The organism is Ellagibacter isourolithinifaciens, assembly GCF_008831035.1.
Taxonomy (GTDB): domain Bacteria; phylum Actinomycetota; class Coriobacteriia; order Coriobacteriales; family Eggerthellaceae; genus Ellagibacter; species Ellagibacter isourolithinifaciens.
The window spans coordinates 23,244-48,546 of sequence record NZ_WAJR01000012.1 but is presented as its reverse complement, the minus strand read 5'-3'; the positions used below and the strand labels follow the sequence as shown (position 1 = coordinate 48,546).

26 protein-coding genes are annotated in these 25,303 nt (G+C 60.9%); 8 read left to right on the top strand and 18 right to left on the bottom strand.

Annotated features, from left to right (window positions below):
* Positions 1-281: 281 nt before the first annotated feature.
* From F8C90_RS06290 to F8C90_RS06265, 6 genes are all read right to left on the bottom strand, one after another.
* Positions 282-485, bottom strand: coding sequence for a cold-shock protein (locus F8C90_RS06290; protein ID WP_158049612.1), 204 nt, complete (start codon positions 483-485; stop codon positions 282-284).
* Between the two features lie 197 nt (positions 486-682).
* A complete protein-coding gene (locus tag F8C90_RS06285) occupies positions 683-1,084 on the bottom strand; it encodes a hypothetical protein (protein WP_158049610.1) in 402 nt (133 codons plus the stop codon).
* A gap of 39 nt (positions 1,085-1,123) precedes the next feature.
* On the bottom strand, positions 1,124-2,203 hold the full coding sequence (ruvB, locus tag F8C90_RS06280; RefSeq protein ID WP_158049608.1) for a Holliday junction branch migration DNA helicase RuvB: 1,080 nt from the start codon (positions 2,201-2,203) through the stop codon (positions 1,124-1,126).
* 14 nt (positions 2,204-2,217) lie between these two features.
* On the bottom strand, positions 2,218-2,814 hold the full coding sequence (gene ruvA / locus F8C90_RS06275) for a Holliday junction branch migration protein RuvA (RefSeq protein ID WP_158049606.1): 597 nt from the start codon (positions 2,812-2,814) through the stop codon (positions 2,218-2,220).
* A gap of 9 nt (positions 2,815-2,823) precedes the next feature.
* Positions 2,824-3,342: a crossover junction endodeoxyribonuclease RuvC gene (gene ruvC / locus F8C90_RS06270; RefSeq protein WP_158049604.1), complete on the bottom strand. Its 519-nt coding sequence runs from the start codon at positions 3,340-3,342 to the stop codon at positions 2,824-2,826.
* A 214-nt stretch (positions 3,343-3,556) separates the two neighbouring features.
* Positions 3,557-4,360, bottom strand: coding sequence for a YebC/PmpR family DNA-binding transcriptional regulator (locus tag F8C90_RS06265; protein WP_158049602.1), 804 nt, complete (start codon positions 4,358-4,360; stop codon positions 3,557-3,559).
* 183 nt (positions 4,361-4,543) lie between these two features.
* On the opposite strand from F8C90_RS06265, the gene F8C90_RS06260 reads away from it, so the two are divergent.
* Positions 4,544-4,843 carry a type II toxin-antitoxin system RelB/DinJ family antitoxin gene (locus tag F8C90_RS06260; RefSeq protein ID WP_158049600.1) on the top strand — a complete coding sequence of 100 codons (300 nt, stop codon included), beginning with the start codon at positions 4,544-4,546 and terminating at the stop codon, positions 4,841-4,843.
* Positions 4,844-4,845: 2 nt separating this feature from the next.
* Positions 4,846-5,310, top strand: a complete 465-nt coding sequence (locus tag F8C90_RS06255) for a PIN domain-containing protein (protein WP_158049599.1) — start codon at positions 4,846-4,848, stop codon at positions 5,308-5,310.
* A 143-nt stretch (positions 5,311-5,453) separates the two neighbouring features.
* Here the strand turns inward: F8C90_RS06255 and F8C90_RS06250 are convergent, their stop codons facing one another.
* The 4 genes from F8C90_RS06250 to F8C90_RS06230 all read right to left on the bottom strand — a co-directional run bounded on the left by F8C90_RS06250 (position 5,454) and on the right by F8C90_RS06230 (position 9,284).
* Positions 5,454-5,927 carry a low molecular weight protein-tyrosine-phosphatase gene (locus F8C90_RS06250; protein ID WP_158049597.1) on the bottom strand — a complete coding sequence of 158 codons (474 nt, stop codon included), beginning with the start codon at positions 5,925-5,927 and terminating at the stop codon, positions 5,454-5,456.
* 232 nt (positions 5,928-6,159) lie between these two features.
* Positions 6,160-6,672, bottom strand: coding sequence for a cyclic pyranopterin monophosphate synthase MoaC (moaC, locus tag F8C90_RS06245; RefSeq protein WP_158049595.1), 513 nt, complete (start codon positions 6,670-6,672; stop codon positions 6,160-6,162).
* A 105-nt stretch (positions 6,673-6,777) separates the two neighbouring features.
* On the bottom strand, positions 6,778-7,779 hold the full coding sequence (gene moaA / locus F8C90_RS06240) for a GTP 3',8-cyclase MoaA (protein ID WP_158049593.1): 1,002 nt from the start codon (positions 7,777-7,779) through the stop codon (positions 6,778-6,780).
* A 329-nt stretch (positions 7,780-8,108) separates the two neighbouring features.
* Positions 8,109-9,284: an MFS transporter gene (locus F8C90_RS06230; RefSeq protein ID WP_246155824.1), complete on the bottom strand. Its 1,176-nt coding sequence runs from the start codon at positions 9,282-9,284 to the stop codon at positions 8,109-8,111.
* Between the two features lie 181 nt (positions 9,285-9,465).
* Between F8C90_RS06230 and F8C90_RS06225 the strand changes: the two genes are divergently transcribed.
* The gene (locus tag F8C90_RS06225) at positions 9,466-10,401 is read left to right on the top strand and encodes an AEC family transporter (protein WP_158049588.1); all 936 of its coding nucleotides are present in this window, start codon (positions 9,466-9,468) and stop codon (positions 10,399-10,401) included.
* 204 nt (positions 10,402-10,605) lie between these two features.
* Here the strand turns inward: F8C90_RS06225 and F8C90_RS06220 are convergent, their stop codons facing one another.
* The 4 genes from F8C90_RS06220 to F8C90_RS06205 form a co-directional block, all read right to left on the bottom strand.
* Positions 10,606-11,730, bottom strand: a complete 1,125-nt coding sequence (locus tag F8C90_RS06220; RefSeq protein ID WP_158049587.1) for a sulfate/molybdate ABC transporter ATP-binding protein — start codon at positions 11,728-11,730, stop codon at positions 10,606-10,608.
* A complete protein-coding gene (modB, locus tag F8C90_RS06215; protein ID WP_246155822.1) occupies positions 11,731-13,182 on the bottom strand; it encodes a molybdate ABC transporter permease subunit in 1,452 nt (483 codons plus the stop codon).
* Between the two features lie 105 nt (positions 13,183-13,287).
* Positions 13,288-14,193: a molybdate ABC transporter substrate-binding protein gene (locus F8C90_RS06210; RefSeq protein ID WP_158049584.1), complete on the bottom strand. Its 906-nt coding sequence runs from the start codon at positions 14,191-14,193 to the stop codon at positions 13,288-13,290.
* A gap of 318 nt (positions 14,194-14,511) precedes the next feature.
* Positions 14,512-15,342, bottom strand: a complete 831-nt coding sequence (locus tag F8C90_RS06205; RefSeq protein WP_170264574.1) for a DegV family protein — start codon at positions 15,340-15,342, stop codon at positions 14,512-14,514.
* 123 nt (positions 15,343-15,465) lie between these two features.
* Between F8C90_RS06205 and F8C90_RS06200 the strand changes: the two genes are divergently transcribed.
* Complete coding sequence (locus tag F8C90_RS06200) at positions 15,466-16,101, top strand: TetR/AcrR family transcriptional regulator (protein ID WP_211361046.1); 636 nt, start codon at positions 15,466-15,468, stop codon at positions 16,099-16,101.
* A 129-nt stretch (positions 16,102-16,230) separates the two neighbouring features.
* On the opposite strand, the gene F8C90_RS06195 is transcribed toward F8C90_RS06200, so the two are convergent.
* The 3 genes from F8C90_RS06195 to F8C90_RS06185 all read right to left on the bottom strand — a co-directional run bounded on the left by F8C90_RS06195 (position 16,231) and on the right by F8C90_RS06185 (position 17,716).
* Positions 16,231-16,752, bottom strand: a complete 522-nt coding sequence (locus F8C90_RS06195) for a GNAT family N-acetyltransferase (RefSeq protein WP_158049581.1) — start codon at positions 16,750-16,752, stop codon at positions 16,231-16,233.
* Between the two features lie 21 nt (positions 16,753-16,773).
* A complete protein-coding gene (locus F8C90_RS06190; protein ID WP_158049580.1) occupies positions 16,774-17,250 on the bottom strand; it encodes a universal stress protein in 477 nt (158 codons plus the stop codon).
* 88 nt (positions 17,251-17,338) lie between these two features.
* Positions 17,339-17,716, bottom strand: coding sequence for a RidA family protein (locus F8C90_RS06185; protein ID WP_158049579.1), 378 nt, complete (start codon positions 17,714-17,716; stop codon positions 17,339-17,341).
* 115 nt (positions 17,717-17,831) lie between these two features.
* On the opposite strand from F8C90_RS06185, the gene ilvA reads away from it, so the two are divergent.
* A complete protein-coding gene (gene ilvA / locus F8C90_RS06180) occupies positions 17,832-19,064 on the top strand; it encodes a threonine ammonia-lyase (protein WP_246155820.1) in 1,233 nt (410 codons plus the stop codon).
* 119 nt (positions 19,065-19,183) lie between these two features.
* On the top strand, positions 19,184-20,107 hold the full coding sequence (locus F8C90_RS06175) for an AEC family transporter (RefSeq protein WP_158049578.1): 924 nt from the start codon (positions 19,184-19,186) through the stop codon (positions 20,105-20,107).
* 93 nt (positions 20,108-20,200) lie between these two features.
* On the opposite strand, the gene F8C90_RS06170 is transcribed toward F8C90_RS06175, so the two are convergent.
* Positions 20,201-21,583 (bottom strand): sodium-dependent transporter, encoded by a 1,383-nt coding sequence (locus tag F8C90_RS06170; protein WP_158049577.1) that lies wholly within the window; start codon positions 21,581-21,583, stop codon positions 20,201-20,203.
* Positions 21,584-21,874: 291 nt separating this feature from the next.
* Here F8C90_RS06170 and F8C90_RS06165 point away from each other — a divergent pair, with 291 nt between their 5' ends.
* Positions 21,875-22,591: an ABC transporter ATP-binding protein gene (locus F8C90_RS06165; RefSeq protein ID WP_158049576.1), complete on the top strand. Its 717-nt coding sequence runs from the start codon at positions 21,875-21,877 to the stop codon at positions 22,589-22,591.
* A 7-nt stretch (positions 22,592-22,598) separates the two neighbouring features.
* Positions 22,599-25,265 carry an ABC transporter permease gene (locus F8C90_RS06160; RefSeq protein WP_158049575.1) on the top strand — a complete coding sequence of 889 codons (2,667 nt, stop codon included), beginning with the start codon at positions 22,599-22,601 and terminating at the stop codon, positions 25,263-25,265.
* The last annotated feature ends 38 nt before the right edge of the window (positions 25,266-25,303 follow it).

The window sequence follows — 25,303 nt, the reverse complement described above, 5'->3', positions numbered from 1 at the left end:
ACGAGGGCTCACGCCGACGAACAACCCCTTTCGCAGTTGGATTCAAAAGGCATCAAATGATTGGCCTGTCCTCATTCTATATCAGTACTTGGGAATAGGGACAAAACGATGTCGGAAATTACTCAGCTAGGTTTCGAGGCTGAGACAGATATTTCGCCGAGCAGCGCGTTCCCAGACGCCTGCAATGCTCTGAGAACTGCCGCATCGCATCCTGCATGCGAGCAGAAAAAACGACCCCGCTTTCGCGAGGCCGTTCAGCATGTATGAATGTAAAAAAGGATTTACAGCTTCACCACATTGCTTGCCTGGAGCTTGCCGTTCTGACCCGTGGTCACGTCGAAGGAAACAGCCTGGCCCTCATCGAGCGTCTTGAAGCCGTCCATCTTGATCTCGGAAAAATGAACGAAAAGGTCTTCGCCATCCTTCTGGGAGATGAAGCCGTAGCCTTTTTCCGGGTTGAACCACTTAACAGTACCTTCCGCCATTTTAAAATCCTCTTCTCTTCCCCTTAAACCGGGGAGGTAACTCTGCGCGTTGCATGGCGGCAACACTCGCCCTCACTTCGAGGGCACATGAATACTATACGCTATCGCGCTGCGAAACCGTTCCGAAATCGCAGGAATTCGAACCATTTTTCCCAAAGCACGCGATGCGGGAAGATGCCGACGGAAGCGGCTTGCACTCAATCCTGAGTCGCCTCGAGATAGTCGAGCCGCTCAACCGGCGTGCCCTCGGCAAGCTCAAGCCCATAGGCCGAGGCGAGCGCCCGCGCTTGACCCGCGCGAACCTCTGCAAGTTCGTCGTTCCCCGCACTACGCAGGAACTCGGATTCAAGCTGCAAACTGTTCGCGACGTATTCGGTGACATGCGGGTCGACGCCCGACACCTGGAGCACCGATGCCATCGATTCGGGGGCAAGCGAAAGAAGCATCGACCCGTCGAGGTCGGTTGCGTCGCCGATAGCGTTCTCGAGCATATCGGCCGCAGCCGCTGGGTCGCGACCATCGTCGGCACGCTCGATACTGCGGCGCATCGCCTCCATGAACTGCATGAGCAGACGCATGAGATAATCTTGTTCGAACATAACCCTCCCCGTTCGCTACAGGTTACAGTCGGTCCTTCATCAGTCGGCCTTCGGCGGCACGATTCCCAAATGCTCGTAAGCGCGCTCAGTCGCCTGACGGCCCTTCGGTGTGCGCACGATAAGCCCTTGCTGCATGAGATAGGGCTCGTACACGTCCTCGATGGTGTCGGTATCTTCCGAGAGTGCCGACGCAAGCGTGGTGAGGCCCACAGGACGCCCGCCGAACTGCACGGCAAGCAGCTCTAAAATGCGATTGTCGACCGCGTCGAGGCCCAAGTTGTCCACTTCGAAGAAGCTGAGCGCCTGCGCCGCAACGTCCTCGTCGATAACGCCATCGCCCCTCACCTGCGCCCAGTCGCGCACGCGCTTGAGCATGCGGTTCGCCAAACGCGGAGTTCCGCGGCTGCGGCGGGCAATCTCGAGCGCACCGTCCTCGCTGATGGGAACATCGAGGATGGCAGCCGAGCGCGCAACAATCGCTGCAAGTTCCTCGGGCGTGTAATACTGCAGGCGGAATGCAATGCCAAAGCGGTCGCGCAAAGGACCTGTGAGTAGGCCCGTTCGCGTCGTTGCACCGATGAGCGTGAAGTGGGGCAGATCGAGGCGAATCGATCGCGCGGCCGGCCCCTTCCCCACCACGATATCGAGCGCGAAATCCTCGAGCGCGGGATAGAGAACTTCCTCGACCATACGGTTCAGGCGGTGAATCTCGTCGATGAAGAGAACGTCGCCCTCTTCGAGGTTCGTGAGAATCGCAGCCAAGTCGCCCGTTCGCTCAATAGCCGGCCCGCTCGTCGTGCGGATGTTTGCACCGAGCTCATTGGCGACCACCGTGGCAAGCGTGGTCTTGCCAAGCCCCGGAGGCCCGGAAAACAGGATGTGGTCGGCGCATTCCTTGCGCTGCTGCGCCGCCTCGATAAGGATAGCGAGCGACTCCTTCACCTTGGTTTGCCCCAAGTAGTCGCAAAGCTTCTTCGGGCGCAAGCTGCGGTCGAGCGCGAGGTCGTCCTCTTGCAAGTTGGGCGCCACCGCGCGATCGCTTGCAGACGGGGACGCTCCCCCCTGCATTGCAGTTGCCGCCTCGAAGACCATTCCCTCTATTTGAACACCGTCCGCCATTGCGTCCTTTTCATCTAATGAGCCGTACCCAGTCGCTTAAGGGCATATTGTAGCAGCGCCGCCTCGGTCGCACCCTCGGGAGCCCCCTTCAACGCCAATTCTGCCTCCTGCGAGGTAAATCCCATGGAGAGAAGCGCTTCGGTTGCGCCTTTCAGCCTGTCATCGAGAATCGTTTGCGTGGAAGGCTCGGAGAGCAGGCTTTCGAAGCTCGCGTCGAAGGAGCCTTTCAGCTCGAGGATAATGCGCGATGCGCTCTTCTTGCCCACGCCTGGGATCTTCTGCACAAGCGCGACATCCTGCGCGGCGACAGCGTCCGCCAGCGCGCGCGGGGAAAACGTGGAAAGCGCCGCCAGCGCGACCTTCGGCCCGACGCCGGTCACTCCAATCAGGCGCTCGAAGGTGGCCTTCTCCTCTTCAGAGAGGAACCCGTAAAGCGCAATGCCTACATCGCTCACCTGCAGATACGTGAGCACCGTGACGGCGCCGCCGGATTCCGGCAGCTTAGAGAGCGCCGTTGCTGACATGAAGACAGCGTATCCCACGCCATTCACGTCAATATAGGCGACTTGCGGCGTTTTGCCGGCGAGCTTTCCCTTGAGAAACGCGATCATGCTTGCTCCTTACTTCGCAAGTCCGCCGAAGCCTTCGTGGGTGGTGTAGCAGATGGCGGCAGCCAACGCATCGGCGGCGTGGTCGGGGCTTGGAACCGAATCGAGCGAGAGCAGCTGGCTTACCATGTACTGCACCTGCTCCTTGTCGGCAGAGCCCGTGCCCACCACCGCAAGCTTGATCTGACGAGGCGTAAATTCCCCCACGCTGAGATTCCCCTCCGCGCAGGCGACGAGCGCCGCGCCGCGCGCCTGGCCCGTTGCGAACGCCGCAGTGATGTTCTGCCCGAACCACACCGTTTCGATCCCCACGCACGTGGGTTTGAAGCGATCAATCACCGCGCCGATCTGCTCGTGGATCTTGCGAAGACGCAAGGAGAGCTCGACCTGCGCGGGCGACGATACGCAACCGTATGCGATGCACGAGAGCTTGCCGCCGCGCTGCGACACGATTCCCCAGCCCGTGTTCGCCAGGCCTGGGTCAATCCCGAGTATGATGCGCTCGCGCGTTACCACTGTGCTCCCTTGCATTCCCAAACGTTTGTTCGGTATTGTATCATACCAATTTGAGATGCGAACATCCTTTCGCGTTTTCCTTCGCAAGAAACGCAAAAGGCGGCCCCTTTCGGAGCCGCCTTGCAATTCAATTCCCAAAGCTGGAAAGCTTCCTCACTCTGCCCGACGCTTCGCCCGAGCAGGGCGCGCCCGCTCGGGCGCCTAGATGGGGAAAGAATAGTCCACAGGACTATTCTTCTTCCAAAGCCTCGGCGATCTCGTCGGTGATGTCCATCGTGTGATAGACGTTCTGGAGGTCCTCCAGCTCTTCGAGTCGATCGATGAGGCGCATGACCTTCTTGGCGTCCGCCACGGACACCTCGGTCGGCGTGGACGGAATCATGGTGAGCTCGGCGCCCTTCACCTGAACACCCTGCTCCTCAATAGCCTTCTTCACGGACATAAGGTCGGACGGCGAGGTGTAGACGATCCACTCCTCGTCGGCATCCTCGTAGTCGTCTCCGCCAGCCTCGGCGACGGCCATCATGAACTCGTCCTCGTCAGCGGCAGCACCGTTCGGGCCGATGGGGTTCTTCTTGTCGCCGGTCTCAATTTCCTTGGCGACCATGATCTGGCCCTTGCGCTCGAACTGGAACGACACGGAACCGGAAGTGCCGAGCGAGCCGCCCGCATGGGTGAACGCGCTGCGCACATCAGCCGCGGTGCGGTTGCGGTTGTCGGTCAGAGCCTCGCAAAAGATAGCGACGCCAGCCGGGCCGTAGCCTTCGTACTGAACGGTTTCGTAGTTCGCAGCGTCCTTGCCAGAACCGAAAGCCTTGTCGATAGCGGTCTTGATCTTGTCCTTCGGCAGAGAGTAGCCCTTCGCCTTTTCGATAGCAGCGGCGAGCGACGCGTTGTTCTCGGGGTTCGGGTCGCCACCTTCCTTCGCAGCAACAGTGATGTTACGGGAAAGCTTGGAGAACAAAGCAGAGCGCTTAGCGTCCTGGGCAGCCTTGCGGTGCTTCGTTGTAGCCCATTTTGAGTGACCTGACATATACGTCCCTTCCGATAATGCAAATACCAGCCGCATAGTTTAGCACAGAGGGCAAGCTACACAAATACCCCACGCCCCACCCGCACGCAATTTGCAGAAGAGAAAATTGTCGCCATCGCGACGAATCCCCTTGACATTCTCTATGTTGTACAGGTATTGTTGTACAAAAGCGAGGAGGACGTTATGCCAACATCGATGGTTACCGGAAGAATGGACGACTACAAGAAGGAACGTGGGGCGCAGGTGCTCGCGCAAGCTGGGCTTACTGCCTCGCAAGCCATCAACCTCATGTACGACCGGATCATCAGCGAGCAAGACGCCACGTTTCTTCTCCCCGACGCGCAGGCAACTCCGCCAGCCGAGCGCATCCAAGTCGCCGCCCAGTTCGTCGATTCGCTTTCGCGTAAGACAAGCTCAAGGTTCGACGACATGACCAAAGCCCAAATTAGGGCCGAGCGTCTTGCGTCTCGCGGATTGATGTAGCCATGGGCAAGATTAAAGCGCTTCTCGATACGAACATCGTGATCGATTTCCTCAACCAACGAGAACCGTTTTACGAGCAAGCGCGACTTCTCATGATTGCGGGGAAAGTCGGGGAATTCGACCTATGGATCTCGTCATCCCAGGTGACGGATTTGATTTATATCCTTTCCGAAGGAGGAAAGCCCTCCCTTATCCCCGAGACGCGCGAAAGAATTCAAGGCCTGCGAACATTCGCGAACGTATTCGCCGTAAGCGAGCGGGAAATCGACAGAATGCTTGCATCTTCGTGGAAAGATCCCGAAGACAGGCTCCTCTTCGAAGTTGCACTGAACATACAAGCCGACTGCATCATCACCCGGAACAAGGAGGACTTCGAAAGCAGCCTCGTTCGTGTGCTCGACTGCGACGATTTCTTCACCTGGCTGAGAACCGACTTCAACCTCGACTACGATTCGATAGCGATTTAAGCAAAGCGAGGCATGGGAATCCGCTCGCGAATCCCCATGCCTCGCAACTATTTCGCAACACCCGGCAGCGCAGGCTGCCCCAAGATGCCATTCCGAAGACGCGCAAGCACCACGGCCGCATGCTTGCGTTCCCGGCACAGCCTCTAACGCTCGCCTTCCAGCTTCGAGAGCAAACCGCGACACCCGGCGACGACGTCTCGATAAGTCGCGTCGAAATTGCCGGTGTACCACGGGTCGGCCACGTCCTTGCCGTGGCGGAGGTCGTCATCGGGAAGGAAATCGAGCAGGCGCACGAACTTCTTCTGAGGATCGCCGCCGAAGATAGACTCGAGGCCGTGCAGGTTCTCCCTGTCCATGTAGACGAAAAGGTCCCACTCTCCGTATTCGGTTGCCCGCACCTGCCGCGCATGATGGGCATGTGTGGAAATCCCCTGTTCGCGAAGCTTTTTCAGCGTGCCCGGATGAGGCAGTTCGCCGATTTCCTCGGTGCTCGTTGCTGCGGAGTCGATCGAGAACTTCCCGCCAAGACGAGCTTTGCGCACCATGTCTTCCATAACGAATTGCGCCATGGTCGACCTGCAGATATTGCCGTGGCATATAAATAGGATGCTATGCACGAGCCCCCCTTCGCCAATTCTTCGAGATGCCAGCCAAGACCAATACGGCTCGGCCAGCAACACTTAATCATAAGAGTCTTCCGTTGCGAGAAGGTTAACAAGCCGAGCGCGAAGGAGAGCCAGCAACCAGGCATGCAGGCGCAAATAGTACGGGCCCGAACCGCGCGAAAAAGCACGGACGGGCCCGTCAGCCGACAACTCAGTTAAGCAGTCAGCACCGCTTGCACCCTTGCTACTCGGATTCTCCGCGAAGCCACAAGCCCGTCTTGCCGCCATCCTTCTTGAGAAGGCGAATCTCGGAGATTTCCATCCCGCGGTCGACCGCCTTGCACATGTCGTACACGGTGAGGCACGCGACGCCCGCCGCCGTGAGGGCCTCCATCTCGATGCCGGTCTTGCCGGTGACGCCCGTCGTCGTGGTGATATGAATACCCACGCGGCCGTCTTCGCGCTCGCCCTCGAGCACCGGCGTGCATTCCACCTTGGCTTTCGTGATATTCAACGGATGACACATCGGGATGAGCGTGCTCGTCTGCTTGGCCGCCATCACGCCCGCCACGCGCGCGCACGCCAAAACGTCGCCCTTCGCAGCCTTGCCTTCCACGATGAGCGCCAGCGTCTCGGGGTGCATGGAGATGAAGCCCTCTGCGATCGCAACGCGCTCGGTGTCCGGCTTTTGGGACACGTCGACCATGCGGACGTCGCCCTTCTCGTCGATGTGCGTCAAATGAGTATCGCCACTCATAGTGAATTCCTTTCGAAAAGCGTCCGTTACGCCCGTGATTCTAAACGATATGGCAAGCTGGCGAAAGCCGTACGGCCCCGAAGTGCCGCACGGCCTTCGGAAAACCTAGCCGCCGATCTGGCTCATACCACGCTCGGTGCCCACCTTGTCATGGTGCTCGTCGGGCTTCGCACCGAGGGCCTGCAGAAACACTGCACGCTGGTCTTCCTCGGTGCCTTCGCGCAACGCGGTTCGCAAGTCGTATTCCACATCGGAGAACAGGCACGGGCGCAGCTTGCCGTCGGCCGTCAGGCGCAGGCGGTTGCACTTGCTGCAGAAGTGGCGCGAGAGCGGGCTGATGAAGCCCACCGTGCCCGCGGCGCCGGGGAAATGATAGTACTCTGCGGGACCCCAGCCGATTGGCTTGTCCTCCCCCGCCGGAACGAGCTCGCCCAAACCTTGCGCGCGAGCGCCCTCGTTGATGATGTTGAACACTTCCTCGCAGGAGATGACGCCGTCCTTGCCCCAGCTGATACCGTCGACCTCGGAGACATCGCCAATGGGCATGTGCTCGATGAAGCGCACGTGCAACGGGCGGTCGATCGAGAGCTTGGCGAAATCGAGGAAGCCGTCCGCAAGCGAGCGGAGCGCGACCGCGTTGATCTTCACGGGGTTGAATCCCGACTCAAGCGCTGCATCGATGCCGCAAAGCGCGTCGTCGAGCGATCCGCAGCGCGTGATCTTGTGGAACTTCTCGGCGTCAAGCGTGTCCAGCGATAGGTTCACGCGCGAAAGCCCCGCCGCCTTCAGGTCTGCCGCCATGCGCGGCAAGAGCACGCCGTTCGTGGTCATCGAGACATTTTCAATCTCGGGCATCGCCGCGATGTTTCGCACCAGGTCGACGAGACCCTTGCGCACCGTCGGTTCGCCGCCCGTCAGGCGCACGCTTTTGATGCCGATCGTTGTCGCAACGCGAACCGCCTGCTCAACCTCTTCGATTCGCAGAATATCGAAATGGGAGAGCTGCTGCACTCCCTCTTCGGGCATGCAGTACACGCAGCGGAAATTACAGCGGTCCGTCAACGATATACGCAGGTAATCGATTACGCGGCCATGGCCGTCCTTCATATTCCCCTCCTACAAGTTCATTCACAGTTGCCTAGTATACTCCAAGAAGGCAAGGCACCGCGCAACTGTGGTCGGAGCGCTACCATATAAGACGATTCGAGAATTCTTGTCACGCAGCAACATTATTCCGAGCGCCCGCCCCCAACCGCATGCCCCCTGGTCGCGGCGACGTGCCCCGCGCGCAGTTCCGCAGCGCAGCGAGGACTGTTTGAGCACGGGGCATGCCGCCGCGACCAGGGGCGTCCTCGCAGGCCGAAGCTGCCCCCGACCAGGGGCGCCGCCGCAGGTTGAAGCTGCCCCCCGACCAGGAGCGCCGCTGTGGGTAGAAGCTAGCCGATTGACGGATGACGAACCTGGCGCAGGAGTCCCACAAAGCGCAGGCAACAGTAGGCAAGCCCCGCCAGCGCAAGAACGCCGCCCACATACCCGATGAGCCCGATCCCCACGTTCGCAGTAACCATACCGCCAAGCCATGTTCCCGTGCCGATTCCAAGGTTGTAAAGCCCCGAGTACATCGACATGGCTACCGAGCTCGCACCCTCTGGCGCGCACTTGATGACAGCGGCGTTGAACGACACGTTGAACAGCGACGCCGCAAGCCCCCACAGCACGCACACGAAACACGACGACACCTCGCCGCCCGTCGCCGCGGGCGCCATGAGCAAAAGCGCCGCCGCGATGCCGGCGCACGCGAAGCGGATGAACGTCGCGAGCGTCACGTGTCCCAGGCGGGCGAACAGCAAGCTCCCCACCAGGCCCGCCGCGCCGAAAAGCACGAGCGCGAAGGTGATCGCGTCGTCGGGCAGGCCCGCGACCTGCTGGAAGAACGGCTCAATGTAACCGTAGCCGGTGAAGTACGCCGTGATCACGATGATGGTGACGAGGTACATGCTCAGAAGCGAGCGGGTGCGCAGAAGGCTCGGCAGCTTTCCCAGCGTGAAGGGTTTCCCCGCGTCGAGCTTGGGGAACACGAACGCAAGGCATGCGACGATGGCAAACGACACGATTCCGACGGTAAGAAACGTCGCGCGCCACCCGATGGCAAGGCCGAGCATGCGCCCGCATGGCAGGCCGAAGATCATAGCGACCGACGTCCCCATGCCTACCATGGAAAGCGCGAGCGAGGCTTTCGAGGAGGGGGCTACACGCACCGCGAGCGGCGTGATGATCGACCAAAACACCGCATGAGCTGCAGCAACTCCGATGCGCGCCGCCATAAGCATCCAGAAGTTGACCGACGCCGCCGAGAGCAGCTGGCAAATGCCGAACAGGACGATCACGCCGAGAAGCAGGCGCTTCGGCGGCACCTTCGTCACGCAGAGCATAAGCGGCAGCGACAAAATCATGACCGCCCATGCGTACACGGAGATGAGCATGCCCGCCGCCGACTCGGTCATGTTGAAATCCGCGGCAATGTCGGTGAGCAGGCCGATGGGCATGAACTCCGACGTGTTGAACACGAAGGTCGAAAGCGTCATCCCCACAAGCGGAACCCAAAACCTCATCGACACGAGCACCCACTTCCTTTCCGAGGGCGTCCCAAAAACGTCCATCTTCACTAAGCCGACACAGCTTACTCCATCCACCGAACAGGTCTGCATATTTTTCTTGTGGCGGCGCGAGCGGCGTTATTATCGTGCGGCACTTTTTCTAGAAGCACATCACCTGCACGGAGGCACAACTGGTATGGACGGCGAATTTCTCAGCATTCTCGGCACGATGGTCATCTTATTCTTCGATATATCGATTGGATATATCGCGAAGAAAGCCCATGTCATGGACAAGACCATCGACAAAGGCCTGTCAAAACTCATCTTGAATACGGCGCTGCCGGCGATGATTCTAGGCTCGGTGCTCACCGCCGATTCGCTTCCCGAATCGACCGAGATTCTCATCACCATGGGGCTGTCGATCGTAAGCTTCGCCATCATGACCGCGCTCGCGTTCCTCGTCACGAAGCTCCTCGGCGTCCGCGACGGGCACAGGGGAGTATTCCGCTTTATGCTCACGTTCGGCAACGTCGGCTTCATCGGGTTCCCCGTGTTGTCGGCCATCTTCGGGCCCTCGACGCTCATCTACGGCTCGATCTTCAACCTGCCGTTCAACTTCCTCGTGTTCACGATGGGCGTCTGGTTCATCGCGCAGGACTCCGGCCGCGGCGCAAAAGTGAAGATGGGGCTTAAAACCTTCCTCACCCCGGCGAACATCGCCTGCGCGATCGCTATCGTCCTCACGCTTTTGAACGTGCACAGCGTGCCCATCATCGGCGACGCCGCCGAGACGCTCGGTTCCTTTACCACGCCGGGCGCGCTTCTGATCATCGGCTCGTCGCTTGCCGACCTGCCGGTTTCTAAGCTCATCGGCGGTCCGCGCCTGTGGATCGCGTCCCTCGCGCGCCTCATCGTCTCGCCGCTCATCGTGTGGGCGCTCTTCCGTCTCGTGCCGGTCGACCCGATGCTCATCGACATCATGGTGGTGCTGTGCGCGATGCCGGTAGCCACGAACGGCACGATGCTGTGCTACCAATACGGCGGCGACTCGCGCACCATGGCTCAGGGAACCTTCGTCACCACCGTGCTGTCGATCATCACGATACCGATTCTCGTCATGGTCATCGGGTAGAAGACGAAGCAAGGGAAGGCGAGGTCGTCCCCCCCCCCGCTTTCGGGCGCGGGGCATATCCCGTGCTCAAACAGTCCTCGCTTCGCTGCGGAACTGCGCGCGGGACACGCCCTGCGCCCGAAAGCAAACCACCGCTCCTCCGAACGCAAACGGAGCCGCCCCTCGTAGTGAGAGACGGCCGCGCGCGCTCGGTTCAAGCGAACGCTACCGCGACACGAGGTAGACGCGGTCCTTCGGGATGCGGATCCACAGCTCCTCGCCCTCGCTAGGAAGGCTCGCCTCATCGGCCCGCAGCTTGTCCACACGCCAGAACATGTGCTGATGCAGGTACTTCATCTCATCCTCATTACGATCGAGGATTTCCCGCTCGTCGCGGCAAGCGTCCACGAAACCCAGAAGAGCCGTGCGCTCGAAGCGCGAGTCGCTCACGCGATCGACGCGCGCGCGGTAGACGTTCTCGCCAGGGCCGTCGACTTGCTCGAGATAGAAAGCGCGCACACCCAGACACTTGACGTCCCGGGACACCTCGCGGGAAGTCTCCACGGTGATGCCCCAACGCGGCAGGCGCACGTGATGGGCGTCCACGTATTCCGCCCGCGTCGCGTTTTTGCACCCCGAAAGCTTAATACCCGCCTGGCTCTGCGGGTTGTTCACCAAGTCGTCACCCGTGCCGATCTCCATGACGTGGCCATCCTCCACCACAGCGATACGGTCGCAGAAGCGAAGCGCCTCGTCGATGTCGTGGCTCACGTACAAGATGGTGCCGTCAAACGCGTCGAACAGGCTGACGAGGTTCTGCTCGAGCACGCTCTTCAGGTGCGCGTCGAGCGCGGAGAACGGCTCGTCGAGCATGAGGATCCCCGGACGCGCCGCGAGCATGCGCGCCAGAGCGACACGCTGCTGCTGACCGCCGGAGAGCTGCGCCGGATAGCGCTTGTCGAAGCCCTCGAGCCCGAAGCGCTTGAGCTCACACGCCACGGCGGCATCGCGGTCGGCCGCACTCACGTCCTTACCGATGCCCGCCGCCACGTTCTGCGCGACGGTCAGGTTCGGAAACAGCATGTAATTCTGGAAGAGAAGCGCGGTCTTGCGCTGCTGCGGCGTCAGGTCGACCTTGGGTTTCTTCCCCGGCGCCCTGTCGAAAAACACCGTGCCGTTCACGACGATCTTCCCCGAATCGGGCCGCTCGATTCCCGCAATCGAGCGCATGGTGAGGCTCTTGCCGCAACCGGATGCGCCCAAAAGGCCGAGCGTCTCCGTCCCGGCGGAAAACGCGTTATGCAGCTCGAAGCCCTTGAACTTCTTGCGGATGTCTACTTCAAGGCTCATCTACTTCTGCTCTCTCTTGCGGTACTTCGTGGTGTGGTTGGACCACAGATTGATGAACACGATGACGATCAGACTGAACACGATGATGACGAGTGTCCAGAACCACGCGGTGGAATCGTTGCCGTTCATCCATTCGAAATAGATGGCGATCGGGATGGTTCGCGTGATGCCGATGTAGTTGCCCGCCATGAACAGCGTCGCGCCGAACTCGCCAAGCGCGCGAGCGAAGGCGAGCACCATACCTGCCGCAATCGAGCTCCACGACAGGGGCAGCATCAGCTTGCGAAAGATCTTCGCGTTCGACCAGCCAAGCGTGCGGGCGGCGTCAAGCATGTTGCGATCAAGCCCCTCGAACGCGCCGAGCGCATTGCGGTACATGAGCGGAAACGCAACGACCACAGCCGCGATGACGCAGGCTACGGGACTGAAGATCAACGGGAAACCGATGTCGATCCAGAACTGGCCGAACGCTGTGTTCGAACCGCATACGAACAGCAGGATGAAGCCGCACACGGTTGGCGGCAGCACCATCGGGATGGTGAAGATGGCGTCAAAGATGCTCTTCAGGCGCGGGGAGAGGTTCAGGCAGAAATACGCCGCCAAAAGACCTAAGATGACGATGAACACGATGGCGATGCCCGTGGTGCGAAGCGAGACCCACAGAGGGCTCCAGTCAAGGTTCGACAGGAACTCGCCCACGGCAGCAAGCCCCTCGGGAGCCTTCTCGATGCTCACCGCGTCGGACGAGGTTAGCTTGCCGAAGTCCCCGAACGACGGCTTCATATAGAGGGGGCTCTCCGAATCGGTGAGGTCAGACCCATCGACGCCGATGACGCTTGCGTAGACATTGCCATTGATGACCTGGTCAAACGTGAAGCGAACGCCATCTTTGTCGAACGTCGTGTCGCTTGTGAAGTACCATGTGTCGTACTCGGAGAGCTTGGCCGACCCCATGGCCTGCCCCTCGTCGAGCGCGACGAAGTAGCTTTTCAGCTGCGCCTGGTCGGATACGCTCTGCACGTCGAGGCCAAGCTTCGCAGCCGCGGCAGCGGGAACGTAGGCAACAACGTACTTGTCGGCCGCAACCACCTGCGCGAATGAACCCTCTTCCTGGCCGACCAGGTAAGAGTACCCGTAATACGTGCCGTCGATCGCGCGGTTCGAGCCCTTCTGAGCACGTGAGAAATCGCCTATCGCAAAGCTTGCCCCGTCCTTCAGGGCCGCCGAGCCCTCCCTCGACACTTCGACGCCGTCCGTCGTCGCCTCGGCGTCCGACGCGGACTCATCCGAAACCGAATCGGCAGCGCTCGACGTCGCCGTAATCATTGCCGTCGGCGTCCGCGGGCTGTCGACATCGCCGAGCGCGTCGTCAGCGAACGCCGCAGCTGGCAGCGCGCCAACCGCGAGCGTGGCCGACAGAACAAGACTTGCGATAATCATTCTCGCGCGCATGGAACCCCTTCTCCTTGCACCCATGGACAAGAAAGGGGATGAGCGATTCGCGTCGCCCATCCCCAGATTGCTACTTCAAGACGAACCTTCTTAGCGAAGATTATACTACGCCAACTCGAAGCCCCAGTCCTGCCAAATCTTCTGAGCTTTCTCGCTGTTCAGGCACCAATCCAGAAATTCCTGGGTCGCCTCAACATTCGTGCAGTCCTTGGTGATGGCACCAGGGTACACGATATTCTTGTGGGTATCGGCCGGAACGGTGCCGACGACCTGCACGCCACCGAAGCGATACACATCGGAGGTGTACACGAACGCGATGTCGACGTCGCCAGACTGCGCATGCTTGCAGACGTTGCCGACGGAGGTGTCCAGAACGACCTTGCCGTCCTTCACCATATCGGTGTTGTAGGAGCCGCCCTTACCGGTGATGTCCTTGCCGGTCTTGCCCGCATCGTCGCCAGCCGGCGCGTACACGCCAACGGTGGAGAGAGACTGGGCAGCGTAGTTGCCAGCCGGAACGGAGTCATCGCCGACGCAGATGGTGTACTTGCCATCAGCGATGTCCTGCAGCGTGACATCCTTCATCTCGGCGCCTTCTTTGGACACCATCACGAGATCGTTCTTGAACATGTCGACGCGCGTGGACCCATCCACATAGCCCTTGGAAACCGCGGTGTCCATGGAGCCCTTGGAAGCGGAGATGAGCAGGTCAGCATAGGAGCCGGCACCAAGCATCTCATTGAGCTCGCCGGAAGACTTGTACTGGGTGTCCTTGAAGGTGACGTTGTCGTGGCCGTCCTCGATGTAGGCCTTCTGGATGTCTTCCATGGCCTTGGAGAGCGAATTTGCGGCGAAGACCTGGAGCTCAACCGGCTCGGCCTGTTCGGTCTTGGCGGTATCGTCCTTCTTCTCCGTGGTGGTGTTGTTGCTAGAGCAGCCGAACATCGCAAACGCCCCGACGAGCGAGAGCGCGAGCACAGCGGACAGCGCCAAGCGTACCTGCTTCTTCATGTGTTCCTCCCATTAAGTGGTCGAATACGAGCCCCGCCGGAAGGCGAAGGCCCGCAGCACATCGATTTGCGAAGCGGCTCTAGCTTGCGCGAATTCAAACCAAGCATGCATCGCCCTATCCCTTTTCGATGTGCCGATACTTAGATTATTTATTTGTAAGTATATAGTCAAGGAAAATCGTTGTCGTTCAGCTATATTCGCGAATATTTTTATTCTGAACGATGGGAATCGACAACATTATGGAACATAAAAGCCCCGCTTGTCCCATATTCCAACGAAGGACAAGCGGGGCTGCAGGCATCGCGCAATCGCGATGGGCTACCCTTCGAACCCTACGAGAACGCCGCCGGGCTCGCAGTAGTAGGAGCACAGGCCGCGGTTGGCGCCGATGCGGATGTCGCACGAAGGCCAGATCTCGCGAATCTTCGCCGCGAGCGCCTCGGCCATCTTCGGGTTCTCGGTGTGTCTGATGCGCACGCGGCCGCCGACGAAGCCCACGGTCTCCATATTCTCGAAAAGCTGCTTGAGCGCGCGCTTCTCTCCGCGCGCCTTGTTGAGCACGCCAAGCTCGCCTTCCTCGCTCGCCTGCCCGACGATGCGCACGCCGAGCACGCCCGCGACCTTCGCGACAATTGGGCTCACGCGCCCGTTGCGCACGAAGTTGTCGATGCGCTCGAGCGAGAACATGAGGTGCGTACGCGAAGCGTAACGGCGCAGCTCATGCGTCAAATCGTCGAAGTCCATGCCACTTTGCGCGAGCTCGTTGGCGTGCTGAGCGAGAAGCTCCAGCTCAGGGCCGGTCGTCAGAGAATCAAGCACGAACACCTTCGCCTCGGGGTGGTCGAACAGGTAGTGCTTCGCGGCGGCCTGCGCTGAGTTGAACCCGCCCGAAATCTTACTCGTAAGGGCAAGAGCGACAATCTCGTCCGCGCCCGCGAACGCGGACGTCCATTCCGCGATGTTCGGGCACGACGTACTCGATTCGGCCGCCTCGTCCGAGAACGCCTCGATGAGCTCCCCCACGTCGAGGTTCGCGTCGTCGGGAAATTCCCGCTCCCCCACGCGCACCTTCATCGGCACCGACACAATATCCTGTGTACCTGCGACGAACAAATTCGCCGAAGAGTCGACGACGACCCTGCGCACCATAGTTCCCCCTTGCCGCCCGTGCGAGCCCGATGCCGGCGACGCTCGGCGGTTTTCCGTAGCTTGTCTGTTTCGCATTAAAGGTACGCCAAGCCGATTGCCGTAACAACTACAATGCCAGACAGAATGTCAGTTACTTATACAGTTATGGCGCAATGTGAGGTCGATATGGATAAACGCGTCGTGAAGACAAAGCGCACCATCAAACGCACGCTCGTCGAACTGCTCGCGACCATGCCCTTCGAGAAAATCACCGTCACCGAGCTGTGCCGCGCCGCCGACGTAAGCCGCATCACCTTCTACACCTATTACGACGACAAGTATGCCCTCGCCGACGAGCTGTTCCGCGATGACATGGCGAAGGCCGAGGAACGCTATCGCGCGCTCCAGGCGGAGAACAATCCGCGCAAGATTCCCACCAACAGCTATCGCAACCTGCTGACCTGCATCTTCAGCGTTTTCGAGCAAAGGGACGGCATCTTCATCCACTGCTCGTCGACGAAGAACCCCTACCTGCATTCGGCATGCTTCAACCACGTGGTGCGTGTCGTGGAAAATTACGTGCAGAATCACCGCAACGCACTCGAGCCGAAATACCCCTCGCCGCTCACGGCAGCGCTCGTGTGCAATGGGTTGTTCGGCATGTTCAGCCAATGCCGCGCCCAGGGGATGTCGCTTCGCGAAACGAAGAAGGTCGTCTTCGCCGCGTTCGACGACCTTCTCAACTCGACCCTGTTCTTCCACAGCGCCCTCATCGGGTAGCGGGAGGGGTCGGGAATTTGCCACCCCTCGCGCAAGAGCCCCGAAACGCGCAGCGGCGATAGGGGCCCAACCCCTATCGCCGCATGAAGGCTCAGTTCGCAAACGTCAGCCGTGCTCGGTCGGCAATCTTTAGTCGGCTTCCACCTCGATCGTCATCCTGAAGCGATCGGAGGCATGCTCGTAGCCGGTCTTCTCGGCAACGTGGCGCATCGTCGCGTTGCGCGTCTCCACGTAGATCGCATCGACCCCCGCGCGCATCGCAACGAGCGGCCACGCGCTCAACATAGCAGCCATATGCCCGTGACCGCGGAACTCGGGGCGCGTGTAGCAGGCGACCACCGTCGCCGTGCGCTGCACGCCGGACACGCCGCCGAAAGTCGGCAGGCGATCGAACACCTCGACGCCGGACATGGACGCAATCTCGCCGTCCTCCTCGACGAACAAGAACATCACGCGTTCGCCGAGCGTGCGTCTGAGATGAGCCTCGGTCTCGCTTCGGAAATGGGCAAGCTCCGACTGGCCGGGGTTCACCCCCCAGTACTCGAGCGATTGGGCGACGCGCAGGTCACAAATGGCGGGAATGTCCTCTTTGGTGGCGAGGCGAATCGTTGCTCCCTCACCCGCGAGAGTCGAGAAATCAAGTGCAGTCATGAAAGTTAGAATCCTATTTACCTATTTTACCGTCAGAACGGGAACATCCGTCGAGCGCAGAAGTCCGAAGCTCACGCTTCCGAGCATGCCGCGAATGGCGCCCAGGCCGCGTCGGCCCATGACGATCAAGTCGCAGCCGTTCTTGTCAGCGTAGCGCGCAAGCGCCTCGGCGGGGGCGGTTCCTGCGACAACATCGATAGTCACGATGTCGGCGATGTCCTCGACAAGGCCCGCCAGGTTCTCCGTGACCTTCTCTTTCGCCTGGTCAAGCGCTGCCCGAACCACGCCCTCGTACTGCTCGTAGTTCAGCATGCCGAACGGGACGCCGTCAAGGGACCCCTCCGTGCCGATCTGGTCGACGCCCATGACGCCCGAAGGCACCACGTGCACGATTGCGATCTTCGCATCGGAGATCGCCGCGAGGCCCTTCGCATATTCGAGGGCATGTTTCGCGTGCTCGGAACCATCGTAGGGAACCATAATCTTGCTGTACAGCATGAGGTGCTCCTTTCAAACGACCGTTCGCGCAATGCTCGCACGCGAACCCTGCAGCACCATTATACGCCGAAGCGCTTCCGCAAGGAGGCTAGTTCACCTCAGCGATCACTTCGACTTCGACAAGCGCGCCTTTGGGAAGCTTCTCGACCGCCACGGCCGAGCGCGCGGGGCGCACCTCGCCGAAGGACTTCGCGTACTCGGCGTTGAAGGCGGCAAAGTCGTTCATATCGTTTAAGAAGCACGTCGTCTTCACCACGTGGTCGAAATCGGTACCTGCCGCCTCGAGGATCGCAGCCACGTTCTTCATGACCTGAGCAGTCTGCTCCTCGATGGTCGAACCCACGATCTCGCCCGTCTCGGGGTCAAGCGGAATCTGGCCGCTCGCGAACAGAAGACCGCCCGCGATGTTGCCCTGGGCATAGGGACCGATTGCCGCCGGCGCGCTTGTGGTGGAGATGGTTTTCATATTGTGCCTTCTTTCTTGAAGTTCACCATATTCGGAAAAAGTTGCGCAGATTTCTCGCATGTGACGATTATAGTGATGGACGCTTATGAACCATTGAGAAATGCAAGGAAAAACGATGTCGGACGAAGTTCAGGAAATGCTCACCCTGCCCGCCTTCGAGCAGGCGGCCCACAAAGTTCGCGAGGTCACCCAGGAGACCAAGCTCATCGAGAGCCCGCACTTCAGCGAGATAGCGGGCAACCGCGTCTTCTTCAAGCCGGAGAACATGCAGCGCACCGGCGCCTACAAGGTGCGTGGCGCATACTACAAGATCAGCACGCTCTCAGACGACGAGCGCAAGCGCGGTCTCATCACCGCGTCGGCCGGCAACCACGCGCAGGGAGTGGCCTACGCGGCACAGCGCTACGGCGTGCCCGCCACCATCGTCATGCCCGCAACGACGCCCTATATCAAGGTGGAGCGCACCAAAGCGCTCGGCGCTGAGGTCGTGCTCGCAGGCGACGTGTACGACGAGGCCTACGCCCGCGCGCTCGAGTTGGCCGAGGAGCGCGGCCTCACCTTCGTGCACCCCTTCAACGACCTGGGTGTCGCGACTGGGCAAGGCACCATTGCGATGGAAATCGTGCAGGAGCTACCGCTTGTCGACTACATCCTGGTCCCCATCGGAGGCGGCGGGCTTGCCACGGGCGTCTCGACCCTGGCCAAGCTCTTGAACCCGCACATCAAGGTGATCGGCGTGGAACCTGCGGGGGCGGCATGCATGAAGGCGTCGCTCGAGGCGGGGCATGTCGTGAAGCTTCCGCATGTGAGCACCATCGCCGACGGCACCGCCGTGCAGGAGCCGGGCGACAAGATCTTCCCCTATCTTCAGCAAAACCTTGACGGGATCATCACGGTCGAGGATGAGGAGCTCATCGTGGCGTTCCTCGACATGGTGGAGAATCACAAGATGATCGTGGAGAACTCGGGGCTTCTCACCGTCGCCGCGCTGCGCCACCTCGATTTCACGGGAAAGAAGGTCGTGTCGATCCTCTCGGGCGGCAACATGGACGTCATCACCATGTCGTCGGTCGTGCAGCACGGCCTAATCCAGCGCGACCGCATCTTCACGGTCAGCGTGCTCCTGCCCGACCGCCCCGGCGAGCTCGTCAACGTTGCCCAGGTCATCGCCGAGAGCAAGGGCAACGTCGTCCGACTCGACCACAACCAGTTTGTCACGACCAACCGCAACGCCGCCGTGGAGCTGCGCGTGACCATCGAGGCGTTCGGCACCGCGCACAAGCAGCAAATCGTCGAGGCGCTCGAGGCAAAGGGCTTCCGCCCGCGCCTTATCCAGGCGCACCTGTAAGCGCAGGTCAAGCGGGCGTTGTGTCCCGCCCGCAAAGCACAAGGCACCACCCCACGACAGGGGCGAACCTCTCACCGGTTCGCCCCTGCTTGCTTTTGGAAGGACAGTGATTCGAAAGCATGGAAGAAGTCATGTTGAAGGTGGCGGCGTTCGTCGCCATCATCGTTGCCGGCCATCTTGCGGGACGGTCGCGAACGCTTGGACCGCGCCCCGAGCAGTGCGTGAGCAAGATCGTATTCACCTTCACGCTGCCCTGCGCGATCGTCCACGCGTTTGGCGCGGCGGAGTTCACCCATGACCTGCTCATCCTCGTGCCGCTCGGACTTGCCTGCGCGCTTATCCCCTACCTTGCCGTGCTCGGGCTCACCCGCCGCTCCGAGCGCCGCGACCGCGTGTTCTACCTGCTCAACTGCTGCGGCTTCAACATCGGGTGCTTCTGCTTGCCCTTCGTGCAGACGCTCTTCCCCGCGCAACTCGCGGTGACCACCTGCCTGTTCGATGCGGGCAACGCCATCATGATGACAGGCGGCTCCTACGCGCTCACCGGCCTCGTCGCAGGCAAAGAGCCCGTCGAGCATCCGGTGAGGTTCGTCGCGAAGAGGCTTGCGAAGTCGATCGCCTTCGATGCTTACATTATCCTCATCGTGCTCGCGGTGGCGGGAATCCACATCCCTGACGCGATCGTGCAGTTCACCGCGCCCATCGCGAATGCGAACTCCTTCCTCGCGATGTTTATGCTGGGGCTCATGATCCGCTTCGAGGTCGACCGCAATAAGCTCGCGAAAGTAGCACGCCTTATCGGGCTTCGCGTCGTCGTGTCGGCCGTGGCGAGCGCTCTCGCGTTCTCGTTCCTGCCCTTCGACGCGACCACGCGCATCGTCATCGTGATGCTCCTGTGGGCACCGGCAAGCGCCATGGGGCCGACGTTCACACTCTGGTCGGACGGCGATTTCGGCCTGGCGGGGCTCGCGAACGCGCTCACCATCATCCTCGGCGTCATCGCGACGACGACCATCGTCCTCGCGAGCGGCGTCGTGGCATAAAGAAAGCGCCCTGCCGACGGTAAGGTCGACAGGGCGCGGGGGAAGGCAATGCGCGGGCGACGCTCAAGCAGCGTGCCGCAAAGCGAAGCGCCGTTAGAACTTCATGATGCCGAGCGACTGGGCGAGCGCAGTCACGAGGATAACCACCACGAGCACAGGCGCCACGTACTTCACCATGACCGACCAGGCTTTGGCCGCCTTGAAGGGCGCAGAGATGCGCACCTCGTCGATAATCGTCTTCGGCTTGATAATCCAGCCAACGAACACGCAGGTCAGAAGCGCAACAATCGGCATAATGACCGAGTTGGAGATGAAGTCGGCGAAGTCGAGCAGCGAGGAGCCTTCGCCCAGGGGCTGGATGAACGAGAGCACGTTGTAACCCGAGTTGATGATAAGCCCGGCCACCACGATGAACACCACAGTGATCACCAGCGACTTTCGGCGAGAGAAGCCCGCACCGTCCTGAATGATGGAGACGCAGGTCTCAGTGAGCGAGATCGCGCTGGTGAGCGCCGCGAAGAACACCAAGAGGAAGAAGACGAATCCCACGATGGTCGCCACCTGCCCCATGTCCGCGAACACTTCGGGCAAGATGATGAACATGAGCGAGGGACCGGAGTTCTGAGCGACAGCGTCGCCCGAGCCCATCGCGACAAACGCGGCAGGCACGATCATGAGGCCCGCAAGGAACGACACGCCCAAGTCGAAGCAGCCAATGCGCGTGACGGACTGCGTCAGGGACGCCTTCTTCTCAAGGTAGCTGCCGTAGGTGATCATGATGCCCATGGCGAGCGACAAGCTGTAGAACATCTGCCCGAGCGCACCGATGACCAGCTCCGGGGAGAACTTCGAGAGGTCGGGCTTCAGGTAGTATGCCGCGCCGTCGAGCGCCCCGGGGAGCGTCAACGTGAAGATGGCGATTGCGATGGCCATCACGATAAGCGCAGGCATCAAGATGAGGTTCGCCTTCTCGATGCCGCCCTTCACGCCGCGCGCCACGATGATGAACGCCGCGGCCATGAAGATCAGCATGAAGATCGAGCTGTCAACGCCGTCGGTGATAAAGCTCGAGAAGAACGTGCCGCCATCCGCCATAGCCGCAGGTCCAGCTGCAATATAGGCGAAGGCATACTTCGTCACCCAGCCGCCGATGATGCAGTAATACGGCACGATGATGAAGGGCACGACCGACGCCAGCACGCCGATGAACATGAACTTCTTTCCGAAATGGCGGAACGCGCCGATGGCCGAGAGGCCCGTCTTGCGGCCGATCGCCGTCTCAAGCAGCAAAAGCGACACGCCGAACGTGAATACCAGCACCAGGTAGGTGATGAGGAAGGTGCCGCCGCCGTACTTCGCCGCCAGATACGGGAAACGCCACATGTTTCCCAGGCCGACCGCCGAGGCGGCAGCGGCCAAGATGAACGCCCATTTGCCCGACCACGACGAGCGCGATCCGGTTTTCATTGATGCCATACTGTTCCCTTTTCCGATCAAGAGCGCAAGCAAAAGCGTTGCGCAGGCTGAAGCCCTCCAATTCGCGTTATTTTACCTGAATGAAACGAATTCACGCACGAGAGAAGGGTATTCGGCTGTCCCCCTTCGCCCAGCTGCGGTATAGCAAATGCGAAAGAAGAGCCCGATAGGTCCCTCGAAAAATGACGGGAACTTGGCAAAGCGCGTTGCATATGGCTAACTTTTACGCTATAAGTTAGCTGAATGCAACCTTAAAGAGCCACGTGGGCCCTTTTTCGAGAAAGAAAGACCATGGCCAAATCAAATACCCCCTACCTCATTGTCGAGGGTCTTGCCAAGCACTACGGCGACGGGGAAGCCCGCGTGCAAGTGCTCGACGGCATAACCACCACCGTGAACCGCGGCGAGATCTGCGTCATGCTCGGCCCCTCGGGCTCGGGAAAATCCACCTTCCTAAACCTCATCAGTGGTCTCGAAGGAGCCGACGGCGGCACGATCTCAGTCGGCGGCTGCAAGCTCACCGCCCTCTCAAGCAAGGACCTCGGCGAGTACCGCCGGCGCGAGCTCGGCTTCGTCTTCCAGTTCTACAACCTCGTGCCCGACCTCACCATCAAGGAAAACATCGAGGTCACGGCACACCTCTCGAGCAATCCCCTTCCCATGGAGGAACTACTGCGCTCGCTTGGCCTCTGGGAGCACCGCAACAAGTTCCCGCGCCAGGTCTCCGGCGGTCAGCAGCAGCGCTGCGCCATCGGCCGCGCGCTCGTGAAGAACCCGGGCCTCATCCTGTGCGACGAGCCCACGGGCGCCCTCGATTACAAGACCTCGAAAGAAGTGCTTGAACTCATGGAGCGCGTGAACCGGGAGTACGGCTGCACCGTCGTGATCGTGACGCACAACGCCGCCATCGCCCGCATGGCCGACCGCGTGCTGCGCCTGCGCGACGGGCGCTTAGCCGAAGACGAGGTCAACGAGTCGCCTGTGTCCGCCTCTAAGCTCGATTGGTAGGCGCGCGATGACTCCTCTGGCCAGACGGCTCCCCCGCGAGCTCAAGCACAACATCGGCAAATACTTGGGAATCTTCCTGCTCATGTGCGGCGCAATTGCCCTCACGTCGGGCTTCCTGCTTGCCGCCCACTCCATCGGCAGCATCATCGACGAAATGCGCGATGAGTACACCATCGAAGATGGCCGCATAGTGACGGCGTTCGAGGCGACCGACGCCCAGATCGACGCGGCCGAAGGCGCCACGGAAGACGTCGGCGGCGCTACCTTCTACAGGAATTTCTCCATAGACGCCACCATAAAGAAGCCCGTCGGCGACGACGGCACCAAGCGCACGCTGCGCACCTACGCCCACCGCACCGAGGTCGATATCGCGTCCTACTGCGAAGGTACCGAGCCCCAAGAAGACGACGAAGTCGCCATCGACCGCGTCTTTGCCAAGAACAACGGACTCGCCGTGGGCGACACAATCGAGCTCTGCAGCCGCACCTACACCATCTGCGGAATCATGACCCAACCCGATAGCCAAGCCCTCTTTCCCAACAACTCCGATTTCACGGTAAATACCATCACTTATGGCGTGGCCGAGGTCACCGACGCCGGCTTTACCGCCCTCGAGGACGCCGGCGGCGCGCCCACCTACACCTACTCGTTCGTCTTCAACGACCGAGATTTCTCCGTTGCCGACCGCACCGATGCCGAGGAGGACATAGTCAAGGCCTTAACGGACGCTGACGCACGCGTGGACGACCTCATCGACGCCGACTCCAACCAGGGCATCGGCTACGCGCGCGACGACGTGGACGGCGACTCCGCCATGTGGACGACACTGCTCGACATCATCATCGTGATCATGGCCTTCGTCTTCGTCGTGCTCACCAACGCCACCATCGAAGAAGAGAGCGCCGTCATAGGTACGCTGCTCGCCAGCGGCTACCGCAAGCGCGAGATCGTCCTCCACTACCTCGCGCTTCCCGCCATCGTGGGCATCCTCGCGGCGGGCTTGGGGTGCGCACTCGGCGTCGCCTTCTTCACCGAGCCCATGCGCAACCTCTACTACGGCTCCTACAGCCTGCCGCCTTTCCATGTGTACTGGAGCTGGGAGATCTTCGTCAAATGTGCCGTGGTGCCCGCCGCCGTGCTCATCCTCATCACGCTCGTGGGGCTTCTTCGCAAGATGGGCAAGACGCCCCTGCAGTTTTTGCGCCACGAGGCCAGCGGAAAGTCAGGCACCAAGCGAGGCCTGCGGCTACCCGAGCGCATGGGCTTCGTCGCGCGCTTTCGCCTGCGCGTCTTTCTGCGAAACCTCGGCAACTTCGCCACGCTCTTCGTGGGCATCGCCTTCGCCTCGCTGCTTTTGCTCTTTGGCCTGGCGATCCTCCCCACGATGACGCACTACGCCGACAACCTCGAGACGAGCCTCGTGGCGGAGCACCAGTACACGCTCAAGGCCCCGCTCGAGCTTGAGGGCAGCGCCGAGGAGCGCGAACAGTGGGCGGCGCTCGACCGCCTGCAGTCCGTCGACGGCGCCCTTCTTTCCGCCGCCGAGGACGCCGAGGACGAGCTCGACGCCGCGGCCGACGCGGCCCAGGCGGCGGCCGACGCCCTCGCGACCTCGCCTAACGCCGTTAACATGCAGGCCGCAAGCGACGCGCTCGAGGAGGTCCAGGCCAAGAAGGACGCCCTCTACGCGCGCCTCGACAACATCGCGGGCGCCCTCGGCTGCGACCGCGACGAGGCGATCGACCTTATCGACGAAGCTTCCAACATCGACGCCGACAACGACGACATCCATCCCATAAACACCACCGACAACGGCGCCGAGAAGGTCGCACAGGCTGAGAAGTACGCCATTTACCAGCTGCAATACGACCGCGGCGAAGGCAACGGCACCGAAACCGTGACCGTCTACGGCGTCTCGCCCGACTCGCGCTACTGGAAAGACCTCGACGTCGGCGACGGCCGCGTCGTCTTCGGCCGCGGACTTCTCGACAAGTTCGGCTGGAAAGAAGGGCAACAGGTCGACTTCCACGACAAGTACGAGGACAAGGACTACTCCCTCGTGTACGCCGACGACGGCTCCGCCTGGGGCTCCAAGTCGGACATGAACGTCTACATGGCCATCGGCGACTTCAACGAGTTCTTCGGCAACGACGCCTCGTACTTCAACGGCTACGCGAGCAACGAGACGCTCGAGCTCGACGCGCGCTACTTCGCTGGCGACACCACGCCCGACGACATGCGCGCCGTCGGTAACCAGTTCGTCGACATGATGAGCAGCCTGATCGGCATGATGGTCGGACTCGCCGTGTTCATCTTCCTCTTATTCATGTACCTGCTGACCAAGGCCGTCATCGACCGCAGCGCCCGTTCAATCAGCTACATGAAGGTCTTCGGCTACCGCAACGGCGAGATCTCGCGCCTCTACATCCGTTCGATCACGCTGTGCGTGGCGGCCTCGCTCGTGCTGAGTCTGCCCGTGATCATCGGCTCGCTCACCGCAATCTTCCGCGCGATGCTGCTCTCCTACAACGGCAACATCGAGATCTACGTGCCGTGGTGGTCGATGGCCGAGTGCGCAGGCATCGGGTTCGCGACCTACCTCGTCGTGGCGCTCCTGCACACGCGTTCCATCAAGCGCGTGAGCCTCTCCGAGGCGCTGAAGGTCCAGGAATAGAGAACCGCGTGCGAGGGGCGTCTTCCTCAAAGGAGGCG

Bases quoted from the DNA above. Each gene is read 5' to 3' on its own strand.
- ilvA (WP_246155820.1), top strand. From the start codon at position 17,832: ATGTCGGACGAAGTTCAGGAAATGCTCACCCTGCCCGCCTTCGAGCAG.
- F8C90_RS06225 (WP_158049588.1), top strand. From the start codon at position 9,466: ATGGACGGCGAATTTCTCAGCATTCTCGGCACGATGGTCATCTTATTC.
- F8C90_RS06265 (WP_158049602.1), bottom strand. From the start codon at position 4,360: ATGTCAGGTCACTCAAAATGGGCTACAACGAAGCACCGCAAGGCTGCC.
- F8C90_RS06230 (WP_246155824.1), bottom strand. From the start codon at position 9,284: ATGAGGTTTTGGGTTCCGCTTGTGGGGATGACGCTTTCGACCTTCGTG.
- F8C90_RS06160 (WP_158049575.1), top strand. From the start codon at position 22,599: ATGACTCCTCTGGCCAGACGGCTCCCCCGCGAGCTCAAGCACAACATC.
- ruvA (WP_158049606.1), bottom strand. From the start codon at position 2,814: ATGATCGCGTTTCTCAAGGGAAAGCTCGCCGGCAAAACGCCGCAAGTC.
- F8C90_RS06290 (WP_158049612.1), bottom strand. From the start codon at position 485: ATGGCGGAAGGTACTGTTAAGTGGTTCAACCCGGAAAAAGGCTACGGC.
- F8C90_RS06220 (WP_158049587.1), bottom strand. From the start codon at position 11,730: ATGAGCCTTGAAGTAGACATCCGCAAGAAGTTCAAGGGCTTCGAGCTG.
- F8C90_RS06260 (WP_158049600.1), top strand. From the start codon at position 4,544: ATGCCAACATCGATGGTTACCGGAAGAATGGACGACTACAAGAAGGAA.
- F8C90_RS06210 (WP_158049584.1), bottom strand. From the start codon at position 14,193: ATGAAGAAGCAGGTACGCTTGGCGCTGTCCGCTGTGCTCGCGCTCTCG.
- F8C90_RS06190 (WP_158049580.1), bottom strand. From the start codon at position 17,250: ATGCTGTACAGCAAGATTATGGTTCCCTACGATGGTTCCGAGCACGCG.
- F8C90_RS06195 (WP_158049581.1), bottom strand. From the start codon at position 16,752: ATGACTGCACTTGATTTCTCGACTCTCGCGGGTGAGGGAGCAACGATT.
- modB (WP_246155822.1), bottom strand. From the start codon at position 13,182: ATGCGCGCGAGAATGATTATCGCAAGTCTTGTTCTGTCGGCCACGCTC.
- F8C90_RS06200 (WP_211361046.1), top strand. From the start codon at position 15,466: ATGTCAGTTACTTATACAGTTATGGCGCAATGTGAGGTCGATATGGAT.
- ruvB (WP_158049608.1), bottom strand. From the start codon at position 2,203: ATGGCGGACGGTGTTCAAATAGAGGGAATGGTCTTCGAGGCGGCAACT.
- ruvC (WP_158049604.1), bottom strand. From the start codon at position 3,342: ATGCAAGGGAGCACAGTGGTAACGCGCGAGCGCATCATACTCGGGATT.
- moaC (WP_158049595.1), bottom strand. From the start codon at position 6,672: ATGAGTGGCGATACTCATTTGACGCACATCGACGAGAAGGGCGACGTC.
- F8C90_RS06255 (WP_158049599.1), top strand. From the start codon at position 4,846: ATGGGCAAGATTAAAGCGCTTCTCGATACGAACATCGTGATCGATTTC.
- F8C90_RS06185 (WP_158049579.1), bottom strand. From the start codon at position 17,716: ATGAAAACCATCTCCACCACAAGCGCGCCGGCGGCAATCGGTCCCTAT.
- F8C90_RS06165 (WP_158049576.1), top strand. From the start codon at position 21,875: ATGGCCAAATCAAATACCCCCTACCTCATTGTCGAGGGTCTTGCCAAG.
- F8C90_RS06285 (WP_158049610.1), bottom strand. From the start codon at position 1,084: ATGTTCGAACAAGATTATCTCATGCGTCTGCTCATGCAGTTCATGGAG.
- F8C90_RS06170 (WP_158049577.1), bottom strand. From the start codon at position 21,583: ATGGCATCAATGAAAACCGGATCGCGCTCGTCGTGGTCGGGCAAATGG.
- F8C90_RS06175 (WP_158049578.1), top strand. From the start codon at position 19,184: ATGGAAGAAGTCATGTTGAAGGTGGCGGCGTTCGTCGCCATCATCGTT.
- F8C90_RS06205 (WP_170264574.1), bottom strand. From the start codon at position 15,342: ATGGTGCGCAGGGTCGTCGTCGACTCTTCGGCGAATTTGTTCGTCGCA.
- moaA (WP_158049593.1), bottom strand. From the start codon at position 7,779: ATGAAGGACGGCCATGGCCGCGTAATCGATTACCTGCGTATATCGTTG.